A 3,684-nucleotide genomic window follows, 5' to 3' on the forward strand; every position below is an offset into this window, starting at 1 on the left:
GTTTTTCAGATTCTGAATTCCAGCGCTTGGTTGGTGTACCTCGACCAGTTTTTAGTGAAATGATCGAAGTTTTAAAAGAAGTAGAATCACTTAAAAAGAAATCTGGGCGTCCTCATACTTTAGCTATAGAGGATCAATTATTATTAACACTCAATTACTTACGGAATTACAGCACTCAATTGGAGTTGGCTGCAAATTACCATATCGCTGAAAGTAATGTGAATCGAACCATTAAAAAGGTTGAAGATGCATTGATGAAATCAAGACGGTTTACTCTGCCAAAACGAAGCATTACCACAGCAGACGAACAGTTTAACTGGGTCATTATTGATGCGACAGAATGTTCAATAGAACGTCCGAAAAAAAAATCAGAGTAAGTTCTACAGTGGTAAAAAGAAGAAACATACGCTAAAAGCACAAGTGATCTATCATCCGAACAGCAAACAAATCATAGGGCTAGATATATCGAATGGCAGTCAGCATGACATTAAATTGGCAAGAAGAACGGTTAAAAAATTCAAACATTGTAAATATGTTATGACCGATTTAGGGTACTACGGATTAGAGCAAGATGGCTTTAAATTATTGATGCCAATAAAGAAAAAGAAGAATTTACCCTTATTTGATGTTGAGAAAAAGTACAATAAAATGATTGGAAAAATACGAGTTGTGATCGAACATATTAATAGTCAATTGAAAACATTTAGAATATTAAGTGAACGCTATCGAAATAGACGGAAAAGATTCGGTTTACGCATTAACTTAATCGCTGCACTGGTAAATCGGATGAACTTGCAATAACGACTTTCGCAAGAGGTCTAATATTTTTAGGGGTAATGCCAGTGACTGCATATGCAGATCAAAAGTGCTATGGAGATATTATTGTTTTTCATAAATATGATGATCAAATGATATATCCCTACTTTATACAACCCTCTAAGGAAAAAAATAAGAAAAATGAATCACAAACCAAGGTAATAACGGTCCAGAAAAGAAAACCTACTCAAGATGAACTGGTAGCACAAAAGAAAGTTGAAGATACTCAATTAAAAAAAATAGATGAAAAGAAAAATCTTGAGAATAAAAAACAGCTTGATGCAGCAGTCGCTAAAGAAATTTTAGAAAATGGCGAAAAAAAATGGATGGTACAGGTAGCGTTGGCACCTAATCAAAATAAAGCAAATATGATCCAGTCACAATTGCAGGCGAAAGGATATAAGATTGTGACTAGCCCAACCACAAAAGGAATAAGGGTTATGGTAGACCCCGCTAATGATTTTGCGATTGCACAAATTATTCGAGAAAAAATAATTTCAGATGAGAGTTTAGATTTAAGATCGGCTTGGGGTTTTAAATGGGCTTCTTTAACAGCACAGTAAAAGAAAAAGGAGTCTGAAGACTCCTTTTTTTTATTCATATAAATTTGTTGTGATCTTCTGCATGATTTGCAGTAGTACGTCAAACTCGCTTTGCAATGGCGTACTTTTACGCGTAACGAGTGCTAGAGTACGACTTGGTGCATCTTCAATTGGTTTTGCAGTAATCTGATCATTAAACTTGATCATACTATTTTCAATTGCGATTTCTGGTAAAAGCGTAAAACCTAAATTAGAAGAAACCATTTCGACTAATGTTGGTAGTGAACTTGCTTTTAAACGGTTATCGTTTTTACGTTCACCAATTGGACAAGCACTTAATACATGGTCACGTAAACAGTGGCCTTCTTCAAGCAAAATAAGGCGTGACAAATCAAGGTCATCGAGAGAGTTTGCTTGAAGTGCATTTGTATCTTGCTTACTACAAACAAGATATAAATTTTCTTTTGAAATTTCAGCTACTTTTAGACTTCTTGTGTCAAAAGGTAGAGCAAGGACGATCATGTCCAAATTACCGTGTTCTAAGCGTTCTACAATTTTCTCACTTTGAGCTTCATGTAAATGCAACTGAATCTTCGGTAATTGTTGATGCACTTCATCAAGTAACCGTGTCAGGATAAAAGGTGCAATGGTTGGAATAACACCTAAATGAAGATCACCAGTTAATGGTTCACTCATTTCACGGCTTAAACGCATTAAATCCTGAGCATCTGCTAGCAATACACGGGCTCGAGCAACGACTTGTTCACCTAATGGCGTTAAACGCACATTTTGACGGTCACGCTCAACCAGAACGCCACCTAATAGCCTTTCTAGCTCCATGATACCGCCCGATAAAGTCGATTGGGTAACAAAAGAGCGTCGTGCTGCTTCAGTAAAATGCAAAGTTTCCGACAACGTAACTAAATATGATAGCTGTCTTAGTGAGGGTAATGCAGCCATAGTGTCCTAGTATGATGATTTAAAATGATGCGCAAATAAACCGCTAAGCTGTGGAATAAAATGGGCAGGGATATCATGCCCCATTCCATCAATTAATTCAAACTTAGCACCGGAAATTGCTTTTGCTACAGCCTTACCGTGGCTTGGTGGAAGTAAGCGGTCACGCGAGCCATGTAAGACTATAGTGGGTTGCTTAATTTCACGGTCCAGTTGCAGTAAGGAACCTGTACATAATATTGCTAAAAACTGTTGAAGTACACCAGCAGGATAATAGCTACGTTGATAAAGTTTTCGTGCAGTTTGTACAGCTTCAATATGGTTAATATAACCAGGAGAACCAATCAATTGGAATAATTTTAAGCTGTGGTTAACAATCCCTTCTTCATCACGTGATTCTGGCTTGCCAATTAAGCTTAAAAGTTGTTTAGGAAACGGTGGAGGTAAAAACGGTTGGTTGTTACTTGTAAACATTAAACCTAATTTTTCTACTTTTTCCGGATATTTTGCAGCAAGTATCTGAGCAATCATGCCGCCCATTGAGGCACCGATCACATGCGCTTTACTTATGCCTAAACGGTCGAGAAGCATCGATACATCATCTGCCATATCATAGAGCGTATAAGGTGCACCTTGATTACTTAACCCTAAAGCAAAGCGCCCCATCAATTTCATGGTATTTAAACGTTTACCCTGATGACGTACTTTCGAAGAAAGGCCAATATCACGGTTATCAAAACGAATAACACGAAAACCTTGATCAATGAGCGATTTACAGAAAAAGTCCGGCCAAAATAGCATTTGGGCACCTAGACCCATAATCAGCAAAATGGTGGGATGTTCTGCTTTTCCTCCTACTTCTACATGCAATTCAATACCATTGCCTAAGTTGACTTTAGTTTCTTGCATAAAAGGAGTGTAGGGTGAAATACTAAATTGTAAGGCGCTATTCATGTTATGCATTCCTTGAAGGGAATACTCTCGAGCGAGCATTCCCAATTTAAACCTTATGCTTGGGCAGGAATAAGATCTGGAACAAGCTTAGTTAACGTTAAACGTTGCTTGCCTGCTGTTGCACCTAACAATACGAAACCACGCAATGTTCCTTCATTGTCAATTGCTTTGGCAAGCATACCATCGTCGAATTCTTCAGTTTCCCAATTTACATCGACATCAACCGGAGCCGGTAAAACTGTAAGCGGTGCAGCCGGAGTTTTTACCGCAACTGGCATAGCGGGGTAATGTACATTTGTCTGTTGACCGCTTAATGTTTTTGCTAGAGCACGCGCTTGTTGCATAATTGGCATTACATAAGGAAGCAGGGTACCGTTCACTTCTGCACAGTCACCAATTGCATAAATATCGGCTT

4 protein-coding genes and 1 pseudogene are annotated in these 3,684 nt (G+C 38.1%); 2 read left to right on the top strand and 3 right to left on the bottom strand.

Annotated features, from left to right (window positions below; genetic code table 11):
• Both J671_RS25685 and J671_RS24245 read left to right on the top strand, forming a co-directional pair.
• Positions 1–801 (top strand): IS5-like element ISAba27 family transposase gene (locus J671_RS25685; protein WP_152534347.1). Its coding sequence is split into 2 segments (ribosomal slippage), with 800 coding nucleotides annotated over them: positions 1–359 and positions 361–801; the frame shifts between segments, so codons are not numbered across the junction. This gene is flagged as partial in the annotation.
• A gap of 35 nt (positions 802–836) precedes the next feature.
• Positions 837–1,379: an SPOR domain-containing protein gene (locus J671_RS24245; protein ID WP_050675075.1), complete on the top strand. Its 543-nt coding sequence runs from the start codon at positions 837–839 to the stop codon at positions 1,377–1,379.
• 30 nt (positions 1,380–1,409) lie between these two features.
• Here J671_RS24245 and oxyR read toward each other — a convergent pair whose 3' ends face one another.
• From oxyR to rubB, 3 genes and pseudogenes are all read right to left on the bottom strand, one after another.
• Positions 1,410–2,318 carry a LysR family transcriptional regulator OxyR gene (gene oxyR, locus J671_RS24250; RefSeq protein ID WP_004888227.1) on the bottom strand — a complete coding sequence of 303 codons (909 nt, stop codon included), beginning with the start codon at positions 2,316–2,318 and terminating at the stop codon, positions 1,410–1,412.
• Between the two features lie 6 nt (positions 2,319–2,324).
• Positions 2,325–3,269, bottom strand: a complete 945-nt coding sequence (gene estB / locus J671_RS24255) for an esterase EstB (RefSeq protein WP_002054414.1) — start codon at positions 3,267–3,269, stop codon at positions 2,325–2,327.
• 53 nt (positions 3,270–3,322) lie between these two features.
• A pseudogene (gene rubB / locus J671_RS24260) lies at positions 3,323–3,684 on the bottom strand (rubredoxin reductase RubB); the annotation flags it as partial.

It is taken from the genome of Acinetobacter sp. 1130196, assembly GCF_000588095.1.
Classification (GTDB): Bacteria; Pseudomonadota; Gammaproteobacteria; order Pseudomonadales; family Moraxellaceae; genus Acinetobacter; species Acinetobacter nosocomialis.